Origin of the sequence: Paenibacillus sp. MZ03-122A, from assembly GCF_024213325.1 — a bacterium.
GTDB classification, from domain to species: Bacteria; Bacillota; Bacilli; order Paenibacillales; family Paenibacillaceae; genus Paenibacillus; species Paenibacillus polymyxa_B.
Map to the genome: position 1 here is coordinate 25566 of NZ_JANAVI010000017.1, position 24984 is coordinate 50549.

Genomic DNA, 24984 nt, shown 5'->3' on the forward strand with positions numbered 1-24984 from the left:
CCGTCATTGATCCAGTGAAACAATTTCTTCCGCCTCAACCACCAATCGATCCCCTACGGAAGCCCGACCGCTTCCGAGAATATAGCCCCGCCGACGCTTGATCACTTCAAAATAGAGATCAATTCGGTCTCCAGGCTTGGCCAAGCTGTGGAATCGAATTCCATTGAGGTTAGTCAGGTATGAAATGCCTTTTTTATCAATCGCAGCGAATGCCGCTAATTGTGCAAGCGACTCCACAATCAACATAGGAGGCATGTATGGGTTAGTGTCAGTAATGAACCACTCACTCCAGGTGACAAGCTTGTATCCCTTCGCCCATTGCGACGTTTCGTACCCGGTCACGCCATCCAACAGAAGAAATGGGTACCGATGCGGAAGCACATCCGGGATATGGATTAGCTCTTCGCTCACAGGCTTATTCCCCTTCCCACTTGCGAACAGCAAGGCAGACGTTGTGCCCTCCGAAACCAAATGAATTGCTAATCGCCGCGCGGACCTCGCGTTCCTGATATACATGCGGCACAAAATTCAATTCAGGAGCCTCAGGATTGTCGCAATTGAGTGTCGGTGGTACTTTGCTGTGAATCATACTCTGCACAGTCGCAATTAATTCGACTGCCCCTGCACCGCCCATTAAATGACCAGTCATGGATTTAATAGACGATATCGCCAAACGGGGGGCATGCTCCCCGAATACTTTTTGAATAGCATTAATCTCCATACGATCATTAAATGGCGTACTCGTACCGTGGGCATTGACGTAGTCGATTTCCTGCGGTGTTAAGCCGCCATCCTGCAGTGCGATATTGATCGCTTCTGCCGGGCCGGAGCCAGAGGGATCTGGAGCCGTGATATGATACGCATCAGTTGTGCATCCGTAACCCACAACTTCGGCCAGAATGGTGGCTCCGCGGTTCAAAGCATACTCCAATTCCTCCAGCACCAAGACTCCTGCTCCTCCACCGATGACGAATCCATCGCGATCCACATCAAACGGACGACTAGCCTTCTGTGGCTCTTCATTACGTCTGGAGAGAGCATGGATATTCGCAAAAGATGCCAGATCAAGCTGACTAAAATTGGCTTCTGCTCCACCAGCAACCACGACATCAGCCGTGCCGTACTGGATCGTACGTAATGCCTCACCAATGGCATTACTTCCTGTGGCACAAGCCGTAACCACAGCAAAAGAAGGCCCCTTGGCTCCAATAGCAATGGAGATTTCACCAGGTGCTGAATTAATCATCATCGAGGAAACAAAATAAGGAGAAACTCTTTTGGGACCAAGCTTTGTTAATTTCCCATAGTTCTCCTCTATAACGTCGAGGCCGCCTGCTCCAGAGCCGACAATAACTCCCACGCGACTTGCATTCCGCTCATCAATCACTAGTTTTGATTGCTCCACTGCCTGCCGGGCAGCCGCCAAAGCAAACTGAGTGAACTGTGCGACTTTATTAGCTTCCTTCTTGCTCATATATTGCAATGGGTCAAAGCCCGTAACCTGTGCACCGATCTTTGTCGGAATGTCCGCTGTATCGAAAGCAGTGACAGGTCCGATTCCACTTTTTCCTTCCAACAGTGAATTCCAGAAATCCGTAAGATTAAGCCCGACCGGCGTTACGACTCCCTGTCCAGTCACTACAACACGTCTTCTCACTGTATCCACGTCCTTCATTGAAATTAATTCTTAGAAGCCTGTTGCTCGTAGAGAGGAAAGTCGCCATACACATGACTGATTTTTTCATGCACATCCGCAAGATCAGCATATACCTCGACGACCACAAGCTTGTTCTCCTGATACTTTTGCCAAGCAAGCTGAAGCTGTTCGCGTGCCTCTCCCTTACTCCGAATTGCAAGGCTTTCCACAAACTCGTACTGAGGAATTTGAATTCCTGTCTTAGCCGCCTCAGAAACAAACGGGAGGGACTGCCCTGTGAGATGCTTATAATTCATCTGATTCTGTAACCAACCATACCCACCATTATTGAGTACGAGATAGATTAACGGTATTTGATACTCCACCGCCGTCATAAAATCCGAACAAAAGAGATTGAACGCCCCGTCACCTACGAGTGCTACTACTGGACGTTGTGTTGCCACGCTTGCTCCCAGAGCAGCAGCCGCACCGAATCCAAGACTCGTTTGATCACTAGGAACAATCGAAAGAGAGCCTTGGGCAAAACGAAAATATGGATAAAAATAGGACCACATATCCTGCAATCCATTCTCTTGAAGAAGCACCAGATTTTCAGGGAACTCCGTCTGAATCATGTCCAACAGCTCAGGAACGTGGATTCCAGGGGTCTTTTTCAGCTCTTCCAAATAAATAGCCCTGTGAGAAAAAGCCTCCTGTTTACAGCTCCTAATCGTTTCAAGCCACACTCCATCAGGCTCCTGGCTGCGCCGTTCAAGCCACTGCTCCACCGCTGCATATCCATCACCAAGCACCTTGATACCCCTGTACTCGTGTGCAAAATCCTCTAGATTTACATTGACTTGAATCAAAGGTGTATCCTGTAGCAAAATATCCCACTCAAAAGTAGCCGTTTCTTCCAATCGACTGCCCAGTGTGATTACCACATCAGATTCCTTCCAGATTTGTCTTAGACTAAGATCTGTATAGAGTCCCGCAACACCACAGAAGAGTTCGTGGTCTTCATCAACTACACCCCGTCCCGAGGCGGTTGCGAACAAGGCCGCTCCATGTTGGTTAGCAAACCGCTCAATCACATCACCTGTACCTGACTTCATTCCGCCTCCGACTAGAATGAGTGGCCTGCGGGCGTTCTCAATAATTCCCCACGATGCATCCAACTCCCGACGAGACGGAGAGCACGACAGCTTTTCTGGTGGGGTAAACTGAAGCCCTGTTGGCATAGGCTGGTCCATCAGATTTTCAGGGAGTTCGATATAGACAGGACCCGGTGCTCCATTGATAGCCAAAAAGGCAGCCCGCTCCATCGCCCATACAAGCCGATCCGCATGCTCGACACGATAAGCCCACTTTACGAGCGGCTTCACGAGTGAGATTTGATCCGCTTCCTGAAAGGATCGGGTACCCAGCTTGTCTCCGCCAGTGCCAAGCGCCAGAAGCAGGAGCGGAGCGCCCAGGTTTTTGGCTTCCAGCAGCCCTGTGAGTGTATTACTGAGCGCAGGGCCTTTCCCCACAACACACACAGACATCTGGTTGGTGGTGAGCGCATAACCTGCTGCCATGAACACAGCATTGCGTTGATCTTTGCACAGGATAAAATCCATACCGGATGAGGGGAGTGACGATACGATTTTGAGATCATCACTTGGTAATCCAAAGAGATGCTGAACCCCAGCCGATTTTAAGTAGCCAATGATGGCATCCCAGGGAAAGAAGCTCGCAGTCATACCAAACTCCTCTTTTCCGACAAATATTCTGCGACAATTTCTGAAATCAAGATCGGCTTCGAAATGAGCTTGAAATCGTAAAAAATATAGTTCGACATCGTGCCGTATCCACCAAAAGGCTTATTACCTTGATCCACATCCTCAAGCGTCTGATTAATGGTCAGCGTGTGCTTCTTTCGCAGAACGTCAGTCAGGTGCTCCGATCCGTATAAGCTGCAACCCATTGCACGTTCACTGAAATAACTGGAGGAAATACGCTTGATCAATTGCTCGTCGTCTTGGTAGCTAACTACATTGAAGACTGGCGAAAAATACTCAATAATCTCCAGATTCTGATCCAATTCACTATATACAACCGTTGGCTCCATCTTTTTTGTACGGAAATCAATGCCGCCGCCGTAAATAATAAACTTATCGTTCGTGTTGAAATATTCGGAAACCGAATATAGCGTGTCTTTATAGAATATAGGGGTATAGTTTGCGTTCGGATCATCATTGGCTCCAAACACGAGTTGGTCAAGCTGTTGAATCAGCAGATCTTTGAAATGCTCACTCACATCTTGATGTACCAGAATGATGTCGGGGCCTAGGCAGTCTTGTCCAGAGTTGAACAATCTCATTCGGATCACATCGGTAACCGCCAGCTCCAGATCTGCATCAGGTCCGATGATGAAAGGATTCAGTCCTTGTCCGTAAAAAATGTAGAGCTGATCTTTTCGAATCTGTTTTTTGATCTTCTCTGCATTGGTATAGCTTCCGGTGAACACCACAATATCAGCTGGCATCACGGAATTCTCCATGAACACCTTCTGGCTAACTTTACGAATATAGATGGGTAATCCATGCACAGCCTGAAGCTTTTCATGCAGCATGTTGACGTACTCGTTTACGTGAGAAGAAGGGCGAAAGTCTATATTTTCAACGTACAGGGACGGAATCAAGAGGTATAATGCATAGGAGTACAAAATGACGTTGGAAGGCATAAATACAGCCATAGATCGTTGCCAGCTTGGCTGATAGGTCTGCACTTCTTGCAGAGCACCTTGAAGTGTGAGGATCGTGGAGTCAATTTCTGCATTGGCAGCCCGATAGGATGAAAATTGTGTGAGAATATCCATCACTTCCTGCCGATTTTCAATCAAATAATTGAGGCATTTCAGAATAGATTCATGCCTTTTCAGAAACAGTGTGTTTTCTGCCAGTTCTGGATTTATACTCATGGCACATTCTCCCTTTCCTGTATGCAGTTTTGGTATATATCTTGTTATGCTTTGCGAGAAGCAGCTTTCTCTAGAGCAACACGCTCCATCTCCAGACGATCTACTTTTCCATTGCGATTTAAAGGAAAATGATCGAGCGGAAGCAAAAGATCGGGAAACATGTATGAAGGGAGTACCTGACTCATCTCTTTGCGGAGCACAGGCACGACCTGTGAGGAATCACTTTCGATGAATGCGACAAGCAATGTCCCTTTAGCCTCATCCTCCAAGGTAATCACGCAGGATCGGTAGCCTAGCGAACCAATTCGGTCCTCGATATAGACTGGAGAGACCATATAGCCCATCCGGTTAACCGTCTTACCGCTACGACCAATGACATACAGCATTCCGTCATCCAGATAGCCCAGGTCCCCCGTCTTGAACCAGCCGTCCTGTAGAACGGATTGCGTCAGGTCTGGACGATTTAGATAACCTTCCATGCATCCAGCACTGCGTATCCACACTTCGCCTACGATACCGTCCGCCTGCTGGTTGCCTGTAGAATCTAGTATTTTCAGATCCACACCAGGTAATGGTAGGCCACAACCTTTCGGACACTCTAGCGTCCCCAGCGTAACGTTGCCCAGTTCAGAAAGGCCGTAACCATTCAGCAGGGGCTGTCCAAATATGTTGTTAAATTTCTCTTCAAGGTCCTGGGTAAGTGGGGAACCGCCTACGCACCACATGCGCACCGGAGCTTCCTTGACCATTTCCAGTTGTTCGGGTTTTCGGTTCAGCATACGCAACAAGGTGTAAAAAGCAGAGGGGTTAGCGTCTACGACCGTCGCCCGGTCTTTCGTAATACTTGCAATGACGCTCCAGAGGTTTTTTGGATTGCAGATGATGAGAGAACATGAAGTTAACCACCAGGAGAAGATAAGTGAGATTCCATAAAAATGAGAAAAAGGCACAACGGGGAGCATATGGTCAGACGGTAGGTAGTTCATGGCGTGTATGGAATGCCTGATATTCTCCATAAAAGCTGAACCAGCTTTCACGATTCCCTTGGGTTTGCCAGTCGTACCTGAAGAATACAGAATGAGCGCATCTGACCTCTCGCACCACTTGCTAAAGTCGAGGGCTTCAAGCTTTGGCTCTCCCACCCAATCCGGGTGTACTGCTTCTTCTTGAATCAGATCTTGAATCAGAATAACGAGAGCATGAGGAAGTTCTAAATCGGAATCCGTAAGGATGCAACAGGCACCCGCTTCATCATAGATTTGGGCCACCTCATCGAGCACAGTCTGCTCGTCCACCACAGTCACCGAAACAGCAATATTGCACAGGGAGAACAGAGACACAACAAACCAATAGGAATTGGCCGCTTTCAGAATCACTCTACCGTCTTCGGGAATTCCTCTGAGCGTCAACATCCGGGAGAAGATCGTAACGTCTCGCTCCAGGCGCTCCCTAGTCATAACTCCTTCAGGTGAGATAATACGGCAATCCATATGCGTAATAAGCACAACGTTCCCTCCTTACATCCCCGTAATATGGTATCCAGCATCTACATGGATAACTTCACCCGTAATGCCTCTCGATAAATGGGAAAATAGGAATAACGCCGTATCTCCGACTTCCGACGTATCAACCGTCTTGCGTAGGGGCGTAGTTTCTTCAATATGTTTGAGCATTGTGTTAAAATCTTTAATGCCATAGGCAGCCAAGGTCCGTATCGGACCAGCGGAAATCGCATTTACACGAATGCCATATGTGCCCAGATCATTCGACAGATAGCGCATGCTGGCTTCCAGTGAAGCCTTCGCTACACCCATAACGTTGTAATTTTTGATCGCTCGTTCTGCGCCAATATACGTCATGGTGACGATACTTCCACCCTCTGTCATCAGTGGGTATACTCGACGGGATACAGCAGCCAGAGAATAGGCACTGATTTCTTGTGCAACGGCGAATCCCTCGCGAGAAGTGTCAACGAACAAGCCATCCAAGTCCTCAGCCTTAGCATAGGCGACACTGTGAAAATAACCATGCAATACGCCTACTTTTTCTTTTAGAAAATCCGCCAATGCATCAAGCTCTTCATTGCTTTGTACATTACAAGGACAGACCAGTGCTCCCGGAATGGTTTCAACGAGCTTTAGTACCCGCTCTGCAACCCTCTCATTTTCGTAAGTAAAAATGAGCTGTGCCCCTTCAGCAGCTAAAGATTGAGCTGTCCCCCAGGCAATACTCCTGTTATTAGCCACGCCCATAATCAAAATGTTCTTACCGCTCAGTAGTACTGCCACAGAAACCACCTTTCTTTTTTACATTTTTAAACAAAATAACAACTTAATTGCGTATGCCTACATTTATAGACATATGTAATCTTTCCTGGAATATTATCGCGTTAATTGCCAAACTTGGATAGGCGACGTTTTAGGCAAATCACAAAATTTATTTTAAAATTTGTGTAACACATCGTGTATGCTGTCTGTCATCTCACAAGAAATAGTTGTGTTGCTTCTGTTGGTCTGTGTTCAAATCGAAAGGAATACATGTATGTGAAAAAAGGTAGCGAGGCAAAAACAAGGTGACTGTCAAAGCGAGTTAAACATAAAATCCGCATATTTTTGTAAATATTTACATTCCGATGACAGAATCACCCACCTACCGGAAGTAACCACTTCATTTTCACCAACAATGACTCTTCCGATTTGAACATCCTGAGTGACCAGCCAGATATCATCTAAGTGTAAGCCTTAACCTTTATAGACTACGCTTTTGTTTTTTGGGAGCTAAAGTATAGCTAAAGGAGACAACAAAGTCGATTGCCAGAACGATTGCCCATGTTTGCATAATGCCCTCCAAAGACATCGTACGCTGAGGATCATCAACATACACAATGATGGCGAGCAACAAAGCATTACCTATAGCCCAACCCAAAAGGTGAAGCAACCAACCTATCCGTTCCTCTTTTGCATGAGCAGCACCATACTTGCGTTCAGGCTTGGGTCCCTTACCAAACCAATGGGAGAACCGTACATCCGCCCACTTAATTAACCTATGACCAAATGCTACTGTAATACCAAAATAACAGGCCGCCAAGCCAGTAGCAGTCGTAATCTCCATGCCACTTTTCACCGTGATGAACACCGCAATCAGTAACAAGATATCAATAATGGGGGTAAATAGTAAAAGAAGACCGCCTAACTTCTTCAAGCCAAACATATACCTTGCGATCAAGCCTGCAACAACAAAAACCCAAAATAAAACTTCAGCACTAATAATAAATAAATACATAATAGATGATTCCTTTCAAATTAGAAATTGGTATTTACCTCAACTATCCCCCTTTCATGCCCACTATCATACAATATTATACATAATATTCCTAGTATTTTGTCTATAATTACATAAAAGGAAACAAATAGCCGTTTTTTTCTGCGAAAAACAGTATCTGTTCAGAACATTTCGTTTTGTTCTCAAAATGGGCATTTTACATGATATGCTACCCATAAAGAATTATGATGATCTGAAATGAAAAAAGATGTACCTATGCTGATCAGCACGGGTACATCTTTTCTACAGATACACTATCCAATTACAATATGTCCTTCGGGACGACGGTACAATGTCTTGGTCGAGCGTGGACGAATGGCATAGGCAATCGTAAGAGGACCAATCCGACCAATAAACATGGTCACACAAATAATCAGCTTGCCTGCATCAGACAATCCTGGCGTTACTCCTACGGACAAGCCTACCGTTCCGATTGCGGAAGCAGCCTCAAATGCAAGGGAGAGAAATGGGGCATCCTCTGTCATTAGGAGCAGTACAACCACAATCGAGAATATAAATAGGGCCAGTACAATAATGGTCAGCGCCCGCATCATGATATCGTTAGGGACCCTGTGGCGGAAAAACACAATTTCCTTCTGTCCTCGCATGACGGCGATTAGCGCACCTACCATAAGCAGGAACGTAGTCGTTTTAATTCCTCCTCCCGTGGAGCCCGGAGAAGCACCGATAATCATCAGCAACATAATAAAAAACTGACTTGCCTGTCTTAACCCACTGATATCGACTGTGCTCGTACCTGATGATCTCGTGGAGACCGATTGAAAGACCGCTCCATATACTTTGCCCTCCCAGTTCAACGCGCCCAAGGTTCGTGTATTGGTAAACTCAAATATAAATATAACCAGCGCACCAATCACAATGAGCACTCCCGACACGCTAAGCACCATTTTGGAGTGTAGAGACAGTCTTCGGGTACGGCGAAAATCGAACAAATCACTAAGTACAAGGAAACCCAAGCCTCCAGATATAACGAGCACAGATGCAATCATATTGAAAACAAAATCTCCAGCGTACTGTTGGAAGCTAGTCCCAAACAGATCGAATCCCCCATTATTAAAGAGGGATACGGAATGGAATATTCCATAATAGATCGCTTGTCCGACAGGCATCTCTCGCATCCACCGCAAAGCCAAGACGACGGCAGCTATCGCCTCAATGGTAAAAGAAAAGATCAGCACCTTGCGAATAATACGCACGATCCCTTCCATGCTATCGGCATTAATAGCCTCCTTAAGCAGCAACCGATCCTTTAACGATAATCGCCGCCCCAACAACAGCGCAAACAAGGTCGCTAAGGTCATAAACCCCAGACCGCCTAGCTGCATCAGCACCAAAATGACAGTTTCGCCAAACATCGTATACGTTGAATCGACGTCAACAACGACCAGTCCTGTGACACAAGCGGCTGAGACGGACGTAAAAAGCGAATCAATCCAATGCGGAGCATGACCACTATGATTGGCAACAGGAAGCATCAGTAGCAAAGTACCCAATGCAATAATCAATAAATATCCGATGACCAATATAAAAGGAGGCGATGCAAACCGACTAAGCTTGACGCTGCGTTTCATTAGAGTATTCTCTCCATCCGTTCTTATGAAAAAGAGGAACAAGACACGGGAAGCCCGGCTGATCCTCTATATTCATAATGTTATGTTATTCTACTGTTGGTTACGCATATGCGGGAAAAGCAGCACATCGCGAATGGAAGGCGCATCTGTCAGCAACATAACCAAACGATCGATGCCGATGCCCAGTCCACCTGTTGGTGGCATCCCGTATTCCAAGGCGCGGATAAAGTCATCATCCATTTCATGCGCCTCGTCGTTACCGTGCTCACGTTCCAGCAATTGTGCTTCAAAACGTTGGCGCTGGTCGATTGGATCATTCAGCTCAGTGAACGCATTCGCATGCTCACGAGCAACCACGAACAGCTCGAAGCGATCCGTAAACCGCGGATCTTGTTCGTTTTTCTTGGCCAACGGTGAGATTTCAACCGGATGTCCAGTAATAAAGGTCGGTTGAATAAGCGTTTCCTCTACGAACTGCTCAAAGAATGCATTCAGGATATGGCCAAATGTCATATGCGGTTCAACCGAAACTTTATGCTCTTTCGCAAGACGATGAGCTTCTTCATTACTCATCTGCACGCTAAAGTCTACGCCTGTTACTTCTTTAACAGCATCAACCATGGAGACTCTGCGCCATTGCGGCGTCAGATCCACTTCCTGGCCTTGATATTGAATGTGCTGTGTGCCCAGTACTTCCTGCGCAATATGTGCAACCATGTTTTCCGTCAATTGCATGATATCTTTATAATCAGCATACGCTTCATACAGCTCAATCATCGTAAACTCAGGGTTATGGCGGGTCGAAATACCTTCATTACGGTACACACGACCGATCTCATATACTTTCTCCATTCCGCCGACAATTAGTCGTTTCAAATGGAGTTCAATAGCAATACGCATATAAAGCTGCATGTCTAATGCATTATGGTGCGTAACAAATGGCTTCGCTGCCGCCCCGCCAGCAATAGAATGCAATGTTGGAGTTTCAACTTCCAAATAGCCGAGCGAATCGAGATAACGACGCATGGATTGAATAATACGGGACCGTGTAATGAACGTTTTTTGTACTTCAGGGTTCATAACCAAATCGACATACCGCTGACGGTAACGCAATTCAACATCCTTCAGGCCATGATATTTCTCTGGTAATGGATACAAGGATTTGGACAAGACCTCAATATCCAGCACTTTGATTGTCGTTTCGCCTGTTTTGGTTTTAAAGAGCACACCCTTAACACCAACAATATCGCCCAGATCCAAAATACCAAATGCTTTATATTTGGATTCAGGTACCGTGTCTTGACGAACATAAATTTGAATACGTCCGCTAAGATCCTGTATATGAGCAAAGCTGGCTTTCCCCATCACACGTTTAGCCATAATACGGCCTGCTATGCTAACTTCAATATTCTTTTCTTCCAGTTCTTCCTTAGTCAAACTGTCATACTTGCTCAGTAGTACGCCCGCTTCAGCCGTGCGTATGTATTTGCGTCCAAAGGGATCAATGCCCAATGAGCGAAGCTCGTCCAATTTGGCACGGCGAATTTGCAATAGTTCACTTAATTCCTCGCGATTTTCTTGTGATTCCTGGTTAGTAGTTTCATCCGACATGGTGCTAAATCAGCTCCTTCAATATGAATAGACGGGCCGGGGTCCGTCCGGGTGTAGAGAAAAAAAGCTTCCACAAGGAAGCTTTTACACTAAATTCCAAAGTCCGTGTCTTATTTCTTGATATCCACGATTTTATATTGAATAACGCCTGCTGGAACGGTGACATCCACAACAGTTCCCTTTTTCTTACCGAGAATTGCCTTGCCAACCGGACTTTCATTCGAAATCTTGTTTTGTAGCGGGTCAGATTCGGCTGAACCTACGATAGCATACTCTGTAATATCTCCGAATTCCAAATCTTCAACGGTCACAGTTGCGCCTACTCCCACAACATCGGTGTCAATTTCATCACTATTGATAATGCGGGCATTGCGTAGCATCTTTTCCAACGTAATTACACGGCCTTCAATAAAGGCCTGCTCATTCTTCGCATCCTCATATTCGGAGTTTTCACTAATATCTCCGTATCCGATGGCTACCTTAATCCGTTCAGCCACTTCGCGGCGTTTGACAGACTTTAAGTTCTCAAGCTCATCTTCGAGCTTTCTAAGACCTTCCTGTGTCAGAATGACTTCTTTATCGCTCATCTTAACCGATTCTCCTGTCATGGGAAAAGTTTAAAAGTGCATCGGAATGCACGCTTTCAAAACATAATATGCCACTCTGAGGGAATGAGAACATTTCCTGCTGTTGTCTTGAGAGCTGCACACAATTTGTAGCATACATCAAGATTTTATACTGAACGATTATAGGGCAAGCAATTGGAAAAGTCAATCGCGTGCACAGGCCGGAACAGCTTCCTTATTGCGCAACAGCAGCAGGAGAAGCAGCACTTGTAAAAGGCTCATCGTTATCTACCATGTGCAATTGAGATACAAATTGATCCAAAATGCGTACCATATCGTCGCGCTTTGTTTCTTCCATAATGACATCCTTAATACGTGCCGAACCTTTAAACCCTTTGAGGTACCAAGCCAGATGCTTACGCATTTCACGGACAGCTACTGCTTCACCCTTCAATGCAACCAGACGATCCATATGCAGAATGGCAATACGAATTTTTTCTTCCGGTGAAGGATCGGGCAACAGCTCGCCCGTTTGCAGGTACTCAATCGTACGGTAGAGCATCCACGGATTCCCCAGAGCACCACGTCCGATCATAACGCCATCACAATTGGTCAAATCCAGCATACGGCGGGCATCTTCCGGTGATGCCACATCACCGTTTCCAATTACAGGAATGGAAACTGCTTCTTTAACTTCTTTTATAATATCCCAATTCGCATGTCCCGTATACAGTTGCTCCCGTGTACGGCCATGCACGCTAACGGCCTGACCTCCGGCACGTTCAACAGCGCGAGCGTTCTCTACGGCATAAATATGCTCGCTATCCCAACCAATACGCATTTTGACGGTAACCGGCTTGCTTACCGATTCCACTACCGCCGATACCATCTCATAAATCTTGTTTGGATCAAGCAGCCAACGAGCGCCTGCATCACATTTGGTCACTTTGGGAACCGGGCAGCCCATATTGATGTCAATAATATCTGCATTCGTCTCCTGGTCTACGACTTTCGCAGCTTCCACCAAAGATTTGCGGTCGCCTCCAAAAATTTGCAAGCTAAGCGGCTTCTCGCGCTCATCTACAAACAGCATCTCACGTGTACGCTTGTTGCCGTGAATGATGGCCTTATCACTAACCATCTCTGCACATACCAAGCCTGTACCGAATTCCTTGGCGATCAAGCGAAAAGCAGGATTGCACACGCCTGCCATGGGTGCCAAGACGACTTGGTTTTTCATTTCAATATCGCCGATTTTCAACATATCTGTTCACCCCTTTATTCCTTCTTTTATATCGTATACTTATCGTCAATCCGTCAATTCCCGGACTTCAATCTCTAGCGTTTGGGCGATGATGTTCAGCATGTCTGGGTCTACTGTACGATTGCCTCGCTCCACAGCACCTAATACAGTCAAAGATATACCAGTACGTTCTGCCAACTCCTGCTGTGTGAACCCTTTTAGCTTCCGAAAGGCGCGGAGTCGTTGCGCCAGCTGCATGTTTTCCAAAGCTGTATGCCGTCCTTTCCATCCACAGAATTCAATGCAGTATGCACGATACTGTACAGACCGGACGGATCTTTGTTCGGAACGATGTCAGCCAAAGGAACCAGCACAAAAGCACGCTCCAACATACGAGGGTGGGGAAGCTCCAAATCCGGTGTAGCCAGTTGTGCCGCTTCCATCCATAACAAGTCCAGATCAATGGTTCGTGGACCATTAGGAATATGTCTTACTCTCCCCAGACGACTCTCCACCTCCAGCATATATACTAGAAGCTCCTCTGGAGCAAGTGTTGTCGATACGGCTACCGTCATGTTCAAAAAAGAAGGTTGATCCAGATACCCAACAGGCTCTGTTTCGTACAGGCTGGAGCAACGCAGCACCCGTATACCCGGATGTTCGTCCAGCGCCGTAATGGCTTCATACAGGGTATGCTCGCGCTCCCCCAAATTAGCCCCTAAAGCAATATAAGCCTCTGATGCCTCAGAGGTCGAATGTGCATTCATGTATCGTTCCTACTTTCTTGCGCGATAAAGCTCAACCGTCACGCCTTGAAAATGAATATCAAACGGCGGATGCGGCTTCGTGACTTTGACAGTCAGTGCATTGACACTAGTATAAGTGTCCAGTAGGGAAGATGCAATACGTTCGCCCAAAGCTTCAATCAATTGGTAAGATTCCTTTTCTACAATATCTTTAACGGTGTAATGCACCTCGGCGTAATTAACCGTTTTGTCCAAAGCATCCTGCTCACCCGCTTCACGCAGATCAAGCTCCAGTTCCAAATCAATATAGAAACGCTGTCCCAGCTTTCGCTCCTCTGGAAAAACGCCATGATATCCGTAATACTCCATACGATGCAAAACCATTTTATCCATCGTGGTAGACCCCCTGTTTTTATTAGATTTTTCTAAATAGGCTCAACCACCATAACTCAGTGCATTTTTAGACCCGTACACCATCGCATCACACATACGTACGGTGCGCTTGATTTGTGCCACATCATGTACACGCACAATCTGGCACCCTTGAGCAATGCCAAAAGCAACAGTAGCCGCCGTGCCCTCCACCACATCATTCACAGGCAAATCGAGTGCTGTACGAATAAATCTTTTGCGTGACGTAGCCAATAACAGTGGGAAGCCTAGCTGACTCAATGTATCGAGAGAAGTCATGGCATGGATATTTTCATCATAATCCTTGGCAAAACCGATGCCTGGGTCTAAAATGATCTGTTCCTCACGTACCCCCGCATCCAGCGCTAATCGGATACTCTCTTTTAAATCAGACAGCATATCAGAAACCAAATCACTATAATTACGATCATGACGATTATGCATCAAAATGACCGGGCAATCGAATTCCGAAGCTACACGTGCCATATCGGGGTCTGCCTTAAACCCCCACACATCATTAATGATATGTGCACCAGCTTCAAGCGCCTGCCTGGCTACTTCGGCTTTGTAAGTATCTACAGATAACGGAATGTGCGGTGCAATACGATGGATGGCTTGGACGACCGGAATGACCCGTGCCAGCTCCTCTTCCACACCTACCGGATCATGACCCGGACGGGTAGACTCCCCGCCAATGTCAATGATATCGGCTCCATCTTCCACTAGCTTCAATGCATGTAAAACAGCAATCTCGGGACTATAATGTAATCCTCCATCGGAAAATGAATCCGGGGTCACATTCAGTATACCCATGATCTGTGTGGAATGTCCGAGCGTAAGCTTGGCATCGCCCATTCGGTAACTACGTTGATAAAGGGTCGGTATGTTCACTTGATCCCTGCTTTCTGTCTATAATCGTGCAACAGCAAAGCTGTTATGGACCGGGTTTGTGTCAAGGGAACCGATACATGGTTCGTTGCTCCACCCGGCTCCAACAACAAATCCACGGGCCGTATTTCTTGTATAGAGTTGGTCATAAAAATTTCATCAGCCTGTTTCAGCTCGTCCCAGCGGTACAAACCTTGCTCACAAGGAATGTCTCGCAGATGCGCCAGCTCCAAAATGAATTCACGCGTAATGCCTGGCAGAATTCCTGTGGACAAGTCAGGGGTATACAGCGTATTATTCCGCACAAAAAACAGATTGCTGACCATTCCCTCCGCCAGAAAACCATCCGCCGTAAGCATCATTCCTTCAGCCTTATAACAGACAGCCTCGGCATACTGCTGAAGTTCCCGCTTTGCAAGAATATTATTCATATAATGGAGCGACTTTAAACGAACCTCACCCTCTGGAGTGTTTCTGGGGGTTCGCAACAACTGAAGCGCCGATGGGGAAATGGATTGCCCGGTTTGTGTATTGGTAGAGGGCAACGGTTTCGCAAACAAAATATGGTTGGGGCGCGTATAGTCCCCCGTCGGCAATCCTAGCACCTCTTCGCCCGCTGATACGGTGTAACGAACATAGGCTTCATCCAGTCCATTCGCCACCATCAGATGTTGGATGTGTCTCGTAAGCTGCTCCTCATCCGGTTGAAAAGGAATGCCGAGCATTCGGCAACCTTCCTGCAGTCGATGCAGATGCCGATCCAGTAAAAATGGAACACCCTTGTAGGTGCGGAATGTTTCAAACAAGCCCATTCCGTATAAAAAGCCGTGATCACTTACGTGAATCACGGCTTTTGCGGCTTCCGTGAGGACGCCGTTGACTCCGATATATTTCATCAATCAGACGCCTACCTTGCGTTTTAGGAAATTGCGTAATAGTTGATGCCCGTAATCCGTAATAATGGATTCTGGATGGAACTGAACTCCTTCTACGGCAAATTCTTTATGCCGCAAACCCATAATTTCACCTTCCGCGGTTTCTGCGGTAATCTCTAGACACTCAGGCAGACTCTCGCGTTCCACCAGCAATGAGTGATACCGGGTTGCTGTAAACGGAGAAGGCAAGCCTTCAAATACCGACGTATTGTGATGAAGAATCGGTGATGTTTTACCGTGCATGAGTCGTTCAGCCCGGATAACCTTACCGCCAAAAGCCTGTCCGATAGCCTGGTGGCCGAGGCAAACGCCAAAAATCGGAATGCGACCTTTAAAATGGCTGATCACATCCAGTGATATCCCCGCCTCATTCGGCGTGCATGGACCCGGCGAGATCAAAATATGCTCTGGTGCCAGCTCTTCTATGCCTTTCACATCAATCTCATCGTTCCGTTTTACGGTTACTTCTTCGCCAAGTTCACCCAAATATTGAACAAGATTGTACGTAAACGAATCATAATTATCAATCACCAAAATCATACGACTCACCCTCCTGTGATACCGCTTCTGCTCAAAGCAGCTTCTTCTTCACCACATTGTACCGCCTTCATGACAGCTCTGGCCTTGTTCCGACATTCCCGATATTCCCTGTACGGGTCTGAATCAATGACGATCCCCGCACCTGTCTGTAAATAGGCAGTGCTGCCTTTAACAGCTAGTGTTCTTATTATAATATTTAATTCCATATTGCCGTTATAGTCAATCCATCCAAGAGACCCTGTATAAGGACCCCGGCGAACGGGCTCTAATTCTTCAATAATTTCCATGGTGCGCACCTTGGGTGCCCCGGTAATGGTTCCACCTGGAAAGGTAGCAGCAATTACATCTATAGCTGTACGACCCTGGGCTAATTTTCCCTCAACCTGAGATACCAGATGCATAACGTGCGAATAGTATTCGACAGTCAGCAGTTCAGGCACATGCACCGATCCGTATTCAGCAATCCGTCCGATATCGTTACGCTCCAGATCGACGAGCATAATATGCTCGGCGCGTTCTTTTTCGCTTGATAGAAGCTCTGCTGCCATAGCGGCATCTTCATCCGGTGTTAGCCCCCTTCTTCTCGTACCTGCAATAGGTCGGGCGCTCACACGTCCATCCTCCAGCTTCACCAACAATTCTGGCGAGCCACTGACGATCCGTAAATCTGGCATACGCAGCATACCCATATAAGGGGAAGGATTCAGCAGACGAAGCCATTCATATATATTTTCAGGGAGGGCTGTAAGCGCACGTTGCTGACGAATCGACAAGTTAACCTGGAATACATCCCCTTGGGCAATGTATTCCTGCACACGTCTTACGGCATGTTCAAATTCTTGTTGGTTAAATGCCGCTGTCCAACCATCAGATTCTTGATGAGCAGCCTCTAGCCCCTCTTCGGCAAGCCTAGCACAACGACGAGGGTACGCAGGATCAATCTCTCCTGCATTTATGATGTTATTCCACTGAATCAGCATACGTTCTGCACGTTGGGCAGCTTCCGCATAATGCTCGCAAAGTATGGGATTTGGCCCATCCCGTATAACGGGATTGGTCATATCGGTATCACGGCTGACTTTATCGGAATGCGCAGGAGCAGGCATATGAACAGCACAATATATGCAGGATTTTTCGTGATCATAAATCCATAGCTCATTCACCCTCATCCATACATAATCAGGTATGCCCGTATCGTCTGCAGCTTGAGATGGCAAACGCTCCAACGAGCGAGCTACATCGTAACCAAGATAACCCGCAAATCCCCCGGAGAAAAAAGGCATGCCAGGTACACGCGGTGCACGGTAAGGAGCGATCCAGTTGTTCATGACTTTCAAAGGTTGACCATGTATATCTCCATGTTTCCCACTTTGCAAATCGGTCCAAACTGCATGTTCTCCCTTGCCTTCCAATATAGCAACCGGATTTAAAGCCAGATAGGTGTACCTCCCACCTTTAGCGCTCTCCAGCAAAAAGGCATATGGCGACGAATCCTCCCAAGCCTTCCGCCACGATGACGGTAGCCCTCCCACAGGTAATGGGTACTCAGCGATATAGGGAAGTATGTTCCAGCCTTCCTCCTGCCAAACCTGCCACTGCGCCTCCGTCACTCTAGCTGTCGATTTCATCCGTGTGTGCTTCCCCTTCCCTACTTTTCAATAAGTCTACATTCTCTCCTTAAAAAGAAACCCCCACCCCCCTGCAACAGGGAAATGAGGGAATCCTTACGTATAGTATACACAATTACGACATAATTACAGCTCGAAATTGTATAGTGGCGTACTCAGGTAACGTTCTCCATTACTTGGAACAATGACAACGATCCGTTTACCCTTGCCCAATTGCTTAGCAAGTTTCAAAGCCGCATGAACAGCCGCGCCAGATGAAATACCGGACAAAATGCCCTCTTCCTTGGCCACTCTACGTGCTACCTCGAAAGCTTCATCGTTTTCTACATGAATAATTTCATCATAGATATCACGGTTTAAAATTTCAGGAATAAAGTTGGCACCCAGTCCTTGGATCTTGTGGGGTCCTGGCTTACCGCCTGCTAACAACGGGGAAGAGGCAGGCTCTACAGCCACAACTTTAATATCAGGGAATTCTTTCTTAAGCACTTCTCCGGCACCAGAAATGGTTCCGCCAGTGCCTATTCCCGCTATAAAAGCATCCAGAGTTCCGCCAATGGAACGAATGGCTTCCACAATCTCAGGACCGGTCGTTTCACGGTGAATTTTGATATTAGCTTTGTTCTTGAACTGCTCAGCAGCAAAATAATCCGGATTCTCACTCAGCAATTCTTCCATTTTCTTAACGGACCCATTCATGCCTTCTGATCCTGGTGTTAACACAAGCTCGGCTCCATAAGCACGCAACAAATTACGACGCTCTATGCTCATCGTTTCTGGCATAACGATGACTGCCTTATAGCCCTTCGCAGCAGCTACCATAGCCAAGCCGATTCCTGTATTACCGCTTGTTGCTTCAATAATGGTACCGCCTGGCTTAAGCAGACCTTCACGTTCAGCTTCTTCTACCATGCTAATCGCAATACGATCTTTTACACTGGAGCCTGGGTTCTGATATTCCAGTTTCAAATAGATTTCGGCGCTATCTTCCGGTACGATCCGGTTGAGGCGAACGAGGGGTGTTTCTCCGATAAGTTCGGTAATGTTATTAACAACTTTAGCCATGATAATTCCTCCCTGACTGTAGATGATATATTAAAAATTGCGAAATCATATTGTAGATGATTCTTAGTCAATTACTTTAATTTGGTGCCGTTCATTAATTTCCGATAAAAATAGTTGGTTTTATACACTAATCATAACAATCTTCAATTCCAATGTCAATACGAGTGAATAAGCCGCGATGCTGTCAACCCGCGTTATCAGCATCGTGCTTCCTTCAAACCAATATTCTTTCACTACGTTGCAGAGAAGTTTAGGATGCATTCTTTCCAGATAAAATACGCGCTCCATATTTATCACGCAGACCCTTCTCGACCTCTTCCAAAGGAGCGGCTTGTGCAAGCGCAAGAGATCGGCGAATTTGCTGCCGGATCTGCTGCTTATCCGGAGAATTCTTCAACCTTACATCCTGTACATAAATGACAGCATAGCCATCGTTAACAGAGATCGGACCTGCAACATCCCCAGAGCTTAGCTCTCTCGCCGCCTTCATGATCGCCTCCGGTTGCAATGGATCATATTCATCCACCCATCCCAGCTGTCCACTGCTATCTTTGTCGAAAGGCTTACCTGCATGCTCTTGAATCAGCACATCGAAGCTCTCCCCCTGCTTAACCCGATCTAGCAACGCTTCTGCTTCCTCCGCATTATCCACATAAAGAGCTGCCAATTGGATCTGCTTACCGACGGCAAATTCCTCAGGATGCTGCTCCCAATACTCGTCAATCTCCGCTTCCTGAACCTGAATACCCTGCGTGGCTATTTTCTCCAAACCAATCCGGTATTCCGCTTCATTCCGCAAATCAACCGGACCTAAGCCAAACTGTCGCTGCATTTCATCAAAATAGGCATGATCTGAGTCATACCCTTTACTATCCTGCTCCAGCACCTGCTGTAGATCCTCTTGGGTGATCTTGATACCGAGACGCTTGGTTTCAGCCTGCACGGCTTTACGATTCAACATTTGCAACAGCGTATTGGTTCCATATCGCTTTTTCAGTTCCGCTACCCACTGTTCCTCCGATATGCCTTCCTGACCCATCTCCGCCACAGTATGATCGCCGTCATCCTTGCTTACATCACCCGGCTTTGACAGCCCCCGAAGCATGATAAGACCACCCAAGGCGGCGACGCTAACGGTCAGAATAATGACAGCTGTCCATAATCCTTTTTCCCGTGTAATCATCGCTTGCACCGCCCATCCGGTTAGGCTTTGGCTTGATCTAACAGATTTTGCAATTCATCTTTATTAAATTGATAAGCCTCATTACAAAAGTGGCATACGACCTCAGCCTGTCCTTCTTCCTCAATTAACTGCTCTAATTCGCTTTCTCCCAAACTGATCAATGTTTTTTCCACGCGCTCACGTGAACACTCACATTGAAAATGAATATCCAATTCATCGAGAATCCGAACGTCCGGCAGCATCCAGCGCAGCATTTCATCAAGTTCCAACCCTTGATCCAGCAAAGCAGTAACGGGTGGAATGGAGCTGACTGCATTTTCGATCGCAGTAATCTCATCATCATTCAAGCCTGGAAGCAACTGAATAATAAATCCACCGGCCACAATAACCGAGTTATCCGTATCTACCAGCACACCCAAGCCCACCGCTGACGGGGTCTGTTCCGATTTGGCAAAATAATAGGTAAAGTCCTCACCCAGTTCACCGGAAATAATCGGAGTACTGCCGCGATACGGTTCTTTTAACCCCAAATCCTTGATGATATGAATGAACCCCTCTGTACCTACGGCACCCGCTACATCCAGTTTGCCCATACTATTGCTCGGCAAATGCACATGCGGTTCAGTAACATAACCTCGCACTTCCCCTAAAGCATTGGCATCAACGACGATTTGCCCAATCGGTCCATCACCTTTAACTTGAATGGTCAATCGCTCTTTGCCTTTTAGCATAGAACCCATAATAGCACCTGCTGTGAGGGTTCGCCCCAAAGCAGCGGTTGCCGTAGGATGAGTATCATGCCTTCTCCGCAATTCCTCTACCAATTGAGTTGTCCGAACAGCAAAAGCTCTAACCCTTCCATCCATGGCTGTACCACGAATAAGTCGATCTTGCTTAATTTCCATATTGATATCCTCCCCTATTCTCCAGGACAGCTATGCTGCTTATTTTCGTTAGTATGGCTCATCATTGAAGCATAATTTCCTATTATATAAACAACCTGCATCGACAGATCACGCGAATTGTTCAAAAACGTAACATATTTCAGTATAGACGAAAAACGCCGCTAATCCAAACCGATAAGATCATCGGTTGGACTCAGCGGCAGCTTATATCCACTTTTTTTATTCAGCGTTACGTTGGTAAATGATGCGTAATCCTTCGAGCGTCAACATCGGCAACACTTTCTGAATGCTCTCTGTCTCTGATGCGATTAGCTCTGCAAGACCTCCGGTAGCAATAACCGTAGGCTCCACCTGCATTTCTTCCTTAATGCGCCTCACAATGCCATCCACTTGCCCCGCATAACCGAAGATAATCCCAGCTTGCATGGCATGAACCGTATTACGACCAATAACCTTTTTGGGTTTCTCCAACTCGATGCGGGGCAGCTTGGAAGCCCGTTGATACAGTGCCTCCGTCGAAATGCCGATCCCCGGCACAATGACACCGCCCAAGTAGTTTCCCTTATCGTCAATACAATCAAACGTCGTCGCTGTTCCAAAGTCCACCACAACCAGCGGCCCGCCGAACCGTTCGACAGCCGCAACAGCGTTCACAATCCGATCCGCACCTACTTCACGTGGATTCTCATAACGCAGGTTAAGACCAGTCTTGATTCCCGGCCCGACGATTAACGGCGTTTTGCCTATGTATTTATCGCACATTTCTTCTAATACACGGACCAATGGCGGAACGACAGAGGAAATAATCACTCCCTGGATGTCACCCTTTAATACGCCACCCATACTAAAAAGATTATGTATGAGTACGCCGTATTCATCTGCGGTTGCCTGTCTGGAGGTACTGATCCGGTAATGGTGCAACAGCTCCCGCCCTTCGTATATCCCCAGAACAATATTCGTATTGCCTACATCCACTACAAGAATCAATGGGTGTCACCTATCTTTCTTTGCGTTAAGGTCAAGGCTGATATCCAGGTTATGAAAAGAGTATGTCAGCCTGCCTACAGAAATCACATCTACGCCACTCTCAGCCATCTCACTCAATGTATCCAGCGATACATTGCCTGAGGCTTCTGTTTTGACATGTGGTGCCCGTTCCCGAATGAACCGAACGGCTTCCTTCATATCTGGGGCAGACATGTTATCCAGCATAATGATATCCGCCCCAGCTTCCAGGGCTTCCTGAACTTGTTTCATGTTTTCCGTCTCTACTTCAATCGTCATCGTATGCGGTATATTAGCGCGCGCTCGACTCACAGCTTGTTCAATCCCACCTGCGCCCTTAATATGATTATCCTTAATCATAACAGCATCGTACAAGCCAAAGCGATGATTCGAGCCACCGCCTACACGAACAGCATACTTCTCCAGCAGTCGATGTCCCGGTGTTGTTTTACGTGTATCCACCAAGCGAGTGGACAGACCATGCAATTGATCTATAAAAGCCCGAGTCCGCGTGGCAATACCAGACATCCGTTGGAGCAGATTTAACGCCAATCGCTCCCCGGTCAGAATTGCATGGGTACTCCCCGTTACTTCTGCCAAAACGCTCCCCTTTTCAATCCACTGTCCATCGACTACCAGCGGAGTGAACGACAAGGAAGGGTCCACTATCTGAAATACAAGGGCAGCCACGGGTAACCCTGCAACCACGCCGCTCTCCTTGGCATGAATAACAGCCTTGGATTGGTGGCCCTGCTCAATTGTCCAGCGCGTGGTCACATCGCCAGAGCCCGTATCTTCTCGCAGCCAGCTGCGAATTTGTGCCGTCAGTTCTTCCTGATATCCACTAAACTCTCCATAAAGCTCGCTGTTAGATGTCATGAACGTACTCCTCCGTTATCCCTTGCTCACGTCGCTGCTGAACATGCTTTCGCCAGACGCTATCATCTGACTCAGGGAAATCCTCGCGATAATGCGCTCCCCGGCTCTCCTCACGTAGCAGCGCACCATCTGTTACTAATAAAGCACAGGTGAGCAAATTGGCAAATTCGATCTCTTCCCGGCTAGCGATCACAGCCTCAAAAATAGGCATTAGCCCTTGCAACTCATCTAATGCTGCTTGCAGCCCTTCGCCGTGCCGACGAACTCCAGCATAACGAACCATTGCTTCTTGCAGCCTATGCCGCTGCTCCGCAACGGATGAAGCCGGGAACTCTGTACGGTTATCGCTATAAGATATCAACGTATGGCCGACCAGCGGTGGCAATGAATGCAGTCGCTCAATAATCCTGCTGGCGAATACAATAGCTTCAGATAACGAATTGCTCGCCAGACGATTAGCTCCGTGAACACCTGTAGAAGAGGTTTCCCCGCAGGCGAACAAACGCGCAATGGAGCTTTCCCCGTGTAAATTAGTCTGAACACCACCCATCATATAATGGGCAGCAGGCGCAATGGGGATCCAGTCTGTCGTCATATCCAAACCAAATGACAAACATGTCCGGTAAATGGTTGGAAAACGTTGCTTCACCCGCTCAGGTGGCTCATGCGTAATATCCAGGTATACAAACGCAGCTTGGGTGCGTTCCATCTCATGAATGATAGCACGAGCTACGATATCTCTGGGTGCAAGCTCCTGCCGGGAATCATACTTGTCCATGAAGCGTTCTCCGTGAATATTGCGTAACACGGCTCCTTCTCCCCGTACAGCTTCGGAAATAAGAAACCTTGGAGCGCCCGGATGGCACAACGCCGTAGGATGAAACTGTATGAATTCCATATCTCGTACAATCGCCCCAGCACGATATGCCATAGCGATACCATCCCCGGTTGCAATATCCGGGTTGGTCGTATAACGGTATAATTGTCCGCTACCTCCTGAGCACAAAATCGTTGCATTAGAAGTGATATACGACCTCTCCCCATCTGGCTTTTGGACGAGGGCCCCAATACACTCACCATGCTCCGTCAGCAGATCAATTACCATGCATTCTTCCCACACTTCGATACCGGGATGGGCAGCAACCTGGTGTGATAAGGCACGCACAATTTCATAACCGGTAGCATCTCCATTCGCATGCAAAATACGCCGATGACTATGTGCTCCTTCCCGTGTCAACGCTAGTTCACCATCCACACGATCAAAAGCCGTTCCCATACGTATTAACTCTTGAATACCAACTGGACCTTCATGGACAAGCGTACTGACCGCCTCAGATTCACACAGACCTGCACCAGCAATCAGAGTATCTTCCATATGATAAGCTGGTGTATCCTCGTCCGATGTGACAGCAGCAATGCCGCCTTGAGCATAACGCGTGTTGCTTTCCATCAAAGTCTTCTTAGTAATCAGCAACACTTTCCGATTCTCCGCAGCCTTAATCGCCGTATATAAGCCCGCAATGCCTGAGCCGATAATTAACACGTCGGCCTCCAATCGGGTCAATTCCGCTACATCAAAATCAACTAGATATCTTGGAATCATCATGCCTTCACCTGATTTCACAGAAGAATAGCGCACACCATAAGTTCTACAGTATGCGCTCACGTATATGTTCAAAATGATAGAGAGTCGATTGCAGCGACTGTTGGCTTTTATACGCTAAGAAGACGACAGCCGTTTATTTAACAATAAATGTACACAACGTTCCGATGTCTGTCAAATCACGTTAGCAATAATCTTCCATTTAAAAAACTCCGGAAAACCAATAATACCTGGTTCCCCGGAGCTTACCTATACGCTTATT

General features: G+C 47.0%; 24 protein-coding genes. All 24 read right to left on the bottom strand.

Annotated features, from left to right (window positions below; genetic code table 11):
• Positions 1-3 precede the first annotated feature (3 nt).
• Positions 4-411 carry a 3-hydroxyacyl-ACP dehydratase FabZ family protein gene (locus NLX74_RS22800; RefSeq protein WP_025721676.1) on the bottom strand — a complete coding sequence of 136 codons (408 nt, stop codon included), beginning with the start codon at positions 409-411 and terminating at the stop codon, positions 4-6.
• Between the two features lie 4 nt (positions 412-415).
• Positions 416-1657 carry a beta-ketoacyl-ACP synthase II gene (fabF, locus tag NLX74_RS22805; RefSeq protein ID WP_013308168.1) on the bottom strand — a complete coding sequence of 414 codons (1242 nt, stop codon included), beginning with the start codon at positions 1655-1657 and terminating at the stop codon, positions 416-418.
• Positions 1658-1680: 23 nt separating this feature from the next.
• On the bottom strand, positions 1681-3381 hold the full coding sequence (locus NLX74_RS22810; protein WP_254330444.1) for a thiamine pyrophosphate-binding protein: 1701 nt from the start codon (positions 3379-3381) through the stop codon (positions 1681-1683).
• On the bottom strand, positions 3378-4601 hold the full coding sequence (locus tag NLX74_RS22815; protein WP_103049295.1) for an aldehyde dehydrogenase family protein: 1224 nt from the start codon (positions 4599-4601) through the stop codon (positions 3378-3380). The genes NLX74_RS22810 and NLX74_RS22815 overlap by 4 nt, the downstream gene beginning before the upstream one ends.
• 44 nt (positions 4602-4645) lie before the next feature.
• Complete coding sequence (locus NLX74_RS22820; RefSeq protein ID WP_254327499.1) at positions 4646-6106, bottom strand: class I adenylate-forming enzyme family protein; 1461 nt, start codon at positions 6104-6106, stop codon at positions 4646-4648.
• Positions 6107-6118: 12 nt separating this feature from the next.
• On the bottom strand, positions 6119-6889 hold the full coding sequence (gene fabI / locus NLX74_RS22825; RefSeq protein ID WP_013308164.1) for an enoyl-ACP reductase FabI: 771 nt from the start codon (positions 6887-6889) through the stop codon (positions 6119-6121).
• 460 nt (positions 6890-7349) lie between these two features.
• Complete coding sequence (locus tag NLX74_RS22830) at positions 7350-7883, bottom strand: hypothetical protein (protein ID WP_165179770.1); 534 nt, start codon at positions 7881-7883, stop codon at positions 7350-7352.
• Positions 7884-8176: 293 nt separating this feature from the next.
• Positions 8177-9514 (bottom strand): TrkH family potassium uptake protein, encoded by a 1338-nt coding sequence (locus NLX74_RS22835; protein WP_254330449.1) that lies wholly within the window; start codon positions 9512-9514, stop codon positions 8177-8179.
• Positions 9515-9604: 90 nt separating this feature from the next.
• Entirely contained in the window at positions 9605-11125 is a 1521-nt protein-coding gene (lysS, locus tag NLX74_RS22840; protein WP_061831234.1) for a lysine--tRNA ligase, read from the bottom strand.
• 110 nt (positions 11126-11235) lie between these two features.
• A complete protein-coding gene (gene greA / locus NLX74_RS22845; RefSeq protein WP_013308160.1) occupies positions 11236-11712 on the bottom strand; it encodes a transcription elongation factor GreA in 477 nt (158 codons plus the stop codon).
• A gap of 214 nt (positions 11713-11926) precedes the next feature.
• A complete protein-coding gene (dusB, locus tag NLX74_RS22850) occupies positions 11927-12955 on the bottom strand; it encodes a tRNA dihydrouridine synthase DusB (protein ID WP_254330451.1) in 1029 nt (342 codons plus the stop codon).
• A gap of 45 nt (positions 12956-13000) precedes the next feature.
• The gene (locus NLX74_RS22855) at positions 13001-13201 is read right to left on the bottom strand and encodes a helix-turn-helix domain-containing protein (protein WP_235306857.1); all 201 of its coding nucleotides are present in this window, start codon (positions 13199-13201) and stop codon (positions 13001-13003) included.
• Complete coding sequence (folK, locus tag NLX74_RS22860; RefSeq protein WP_254330453.1) at positions 13153-13701, bottom strand: 2-amino-4-hydroxy-6-hydroxymethyldihydropteridine diphosphokinase; 549 nt, start codon at positions 13699-13701, stop codon at positions 13153-13155. The genes NLX74_RS22855 and folK overlap by 49 nt, the downstream gene beginning before the upstream one ends.
• A 9-nt stretch (positions 13702-13710) precedes the next feature.
• Positions 13711-14073 (bottom strand): dihydroneopterin aldolase, encoded by a 363-nt coding sequence (gene folB, locus NLX74_RS22865; RefSeq protein ID WP_023986457.1) that lies wholly within the window; start codon positions 14071-14073, stop codon positions 13711-13713.
• Between the two features lie 42 nt (positions 14074-14115).
• On the bottom strand, positions 14116-14982 hold the full coding sequence (gene folP / locus NLX74_RS22870) for a dihydropteroate synthase (protein WP_254330454.1): 867 nt from the start codon (positions 14980-14982) through the stop codon (positions 14116-14118).
• Complete coding sequence (locus tag NLX74_RS22875) at positions 14979-15875, bottom strand: aminotransferase class IV (RefSeq protein WP_254330460.1); 897 nt, start codon at positions 15873-15875, stop codon at positions 14979-14981. The genes folP and NLX74_RS22875 overlap by 4 nt, the downstream gene beginning before the upstream one ends.
• A gap of 3 nt (positions 15876-15878) precedes the next feature.
• Positions 15879-16454, bottom strand: coding sequence for an aminodeoxychorismate/anthranilate synthase component II (gene pabA, locus NLX74_RS22880; RefSeq protein ID WP_013308153.1), 576 nt, complete (start codon positions 16452-16454; stop codon positions 15879-15881).
• A 5-nt stretch (positions 16455-16459) separates the two neighbouring features.
• On the bottom strand, positions 16460-18082 hold the full coding sequence (locus tag NLX74_RS22885; RefSeq protein ID WP_254330462.1) for an anthranilate synthase component I family protein: 1623 nt from the start codon (positions 18080-18082) through the stop codon (positions 16460-16462).
• A 126-nt stretch (positions 18083-18208) separates the two neighbouring features.
• Positions 18209-19147, bottom strand: coding sequence for a cysteine synthase A (cysK, locus tag NLX74_RS22890; RefSeq protein ID WP_061831241.1), 939 nt, complete (start codon positions 19145-19147; stop codon positions 18209-18211).
• 250 nt (positions 19148-19397) lie between these two features.
• Positions 19398-20330: a peptidyl-prolyl cis-trans isomerase gene (locus tag NLX74_RS22895; protein WP_254330464.1), complete on the bottom strand. Its 933-nt coding sequence runs from the start codon at positions 20328-20330 to the stop codon at positions 19398-19400.
• 20 nt (positions 20331-20350) lie between these two features.
• Entirely contained in the window at positions 20351-21235 is an 885-nt protein-coding gene (gene hslO, locus NLX74_RS22900; protein WP_254330466.1) for an Hsp33 family molecular chaperone HslO, read from the bottom strand.
• Positions 21236-21454: 219 nt separating this feature from the next.
• A complete protein-coding gene (locus tag NLX74_RS22905; RefSeq protein ID WP_235306851.1) occupies positions 21455-22222 on the bottom strand; it encodes a type III pantothenate kinase in 768 nt (255 codons plus the stop codon).
• A gap of 6 nt (positions 22223-22228) precedes the next feature.
• Complete coding sequence (gene nadC / locus NLX74_RS22910) at positions 22229-23119, bottom strand: carboxylating nicotinate-nucleotide diphosphorylase (protein WP_254330468.1); 891 nt, start codon at positions 23117-23119, stop codon at positions 22229-22231.
• Positions 23109-24722 carry an L-aspartate oxidase gene (gene nadB / locus NLX74_RS22915; protein ID WP_254330500.1) on the bottom strand — a complete coding sequence of 538 codons (1614 nt, stop codon included), beginning with the start codon at positions 24720-24722 and terminating at the stop codon, positions 23109-23111. Before nadB ends, nadC begins: the two co-directional genes overlap by 11 nt.
• Between the last annotated feature and the right edge of the window lie 262 nt (positions 24723-24984).

What these genes read in the sequence shown, in the direction of transcription:
- NLX74_RS22885 (WP_254330462.1), bottom strand. Translation starts at nt 18,082, where the DNA reads ATGAAATCGACAGCTAGAGTGACGGAGGCGCAGTGGCAGGTTTGGCAG.
- NLX74_RS22875 (WP_254330460.1), bottom strand. Translation starts at nt 15,875, where the DNA reads ATGAAATATATCGGAGTCAACGGCGTCCTCACGGAAGCCGCAAAAGCC.
- pabA (WP_013308153.1), bottom strand. Translation starts at nt 16,454, where the DNA reads ATGATTTTGGTGATTGATAATTATGATTCGTTTACGTACAATCTTGTT.
- NLX74_RS22830 (WP_165179770.1), bottom strand. Translation starts at nt 7,883, where the DNA reads ATGTATTTATTTATTATTAGTGCTGAAGTTTTATTTTGGGTTTTTGTT.
- greA (WP_013308160.1), bottom strand. Translation starts at nt 11,712, where the DNA reads ATGAGCGATAAAGAAGTCATTCTGACACAGGAAGGTCTTAGAAAGCTC.
- NLX74_RS22815 (WP_103049295.1), bottom strand. Translation starts at nt 4,601, where the DNA reads ATGAGTATAAATCCAGAACTGGCAGAAAACACACTGTTTCTGAAAAGG.
- NLX74_RS22895 (WP_254330464.1), bottom strand. Translation starts at nt 20,330, where the DNA reads ATGATTACACGGGAAAAAGGATTATGGACAGCTGTCATTATTCTGACC.
- NLX74_RS22810 (WP_254330444.1), bottom strand. Translation starts at nt 3,381, where the DNA reads ATGACTGCGAGCTTCTTTCCCTGGGATGCCATCATTGGCTACTTAAAA.
- NLX74_RS22835 (WP_254330449.1), bottom strand. Translation starts at nt 9,514, where the DNA reads ATGAAACGCAGCGTCAAGCTTAGTCGGTTTGCATCGCCTCCTTTTATA.
- cysK (WP_061831241.1), bottom strand. Translation starts at nt 19,147, where the DNA reads ATGGCTAAAGTTGTTAATAACATTACCGAACTTATCGGAGAAACACCC.
- lysS (WP_061831234.1), bottom strand. Translation starts at nt 11,125, where the DNA reads ATGTCGGATGAAACTACTAACCAGGAATCACAAGAAAATCGCGAGGAA.
- nadB (WP_254330500.1), bottom strand. Translation starts at nt 24,722, where the DNA reads ATGATTCCAAGATATCTAGTTGATTTTGATGTAGCGGAATTGACCCGA.
- dusB (WP_254330451.1), bottom strand. Translation starts at nt 12,955, where the DNA reads ATGTTGAAAATCGGCGATATTGAAATGAAAAACCAAGTCGTCTTGGCA.
- folK (WP_254330453.1), bottom strand. Translation starts at nt 13,701, where the DNA reads ATGAATGCACATTCGACCTCTGAGGCATCAGAGGCTTATATTGCTTTA.
- hslO (WP_254330466.1), bottom strand. Translation starts at nt 21,235, where the DNA reads ATGGAAATTAAGCAAGATCGACTTATTCGTGGTACAGCCATGGATGGA.
- nadC (WP_254330468.1), bottom strand. Translation starts at nt 23,119, where the DNA reads ATGACATCTAACAGCGAGCTTTATGGAGAGTTTAGTGGATATCAGGAA.
- folB (WP_023986457.1), bottom strand. Translation starts at nt 14,073, where the DNA reads ATGGATAAAATGGTTTTGCATCGTATGGAGTATTACGGATATCATGGC.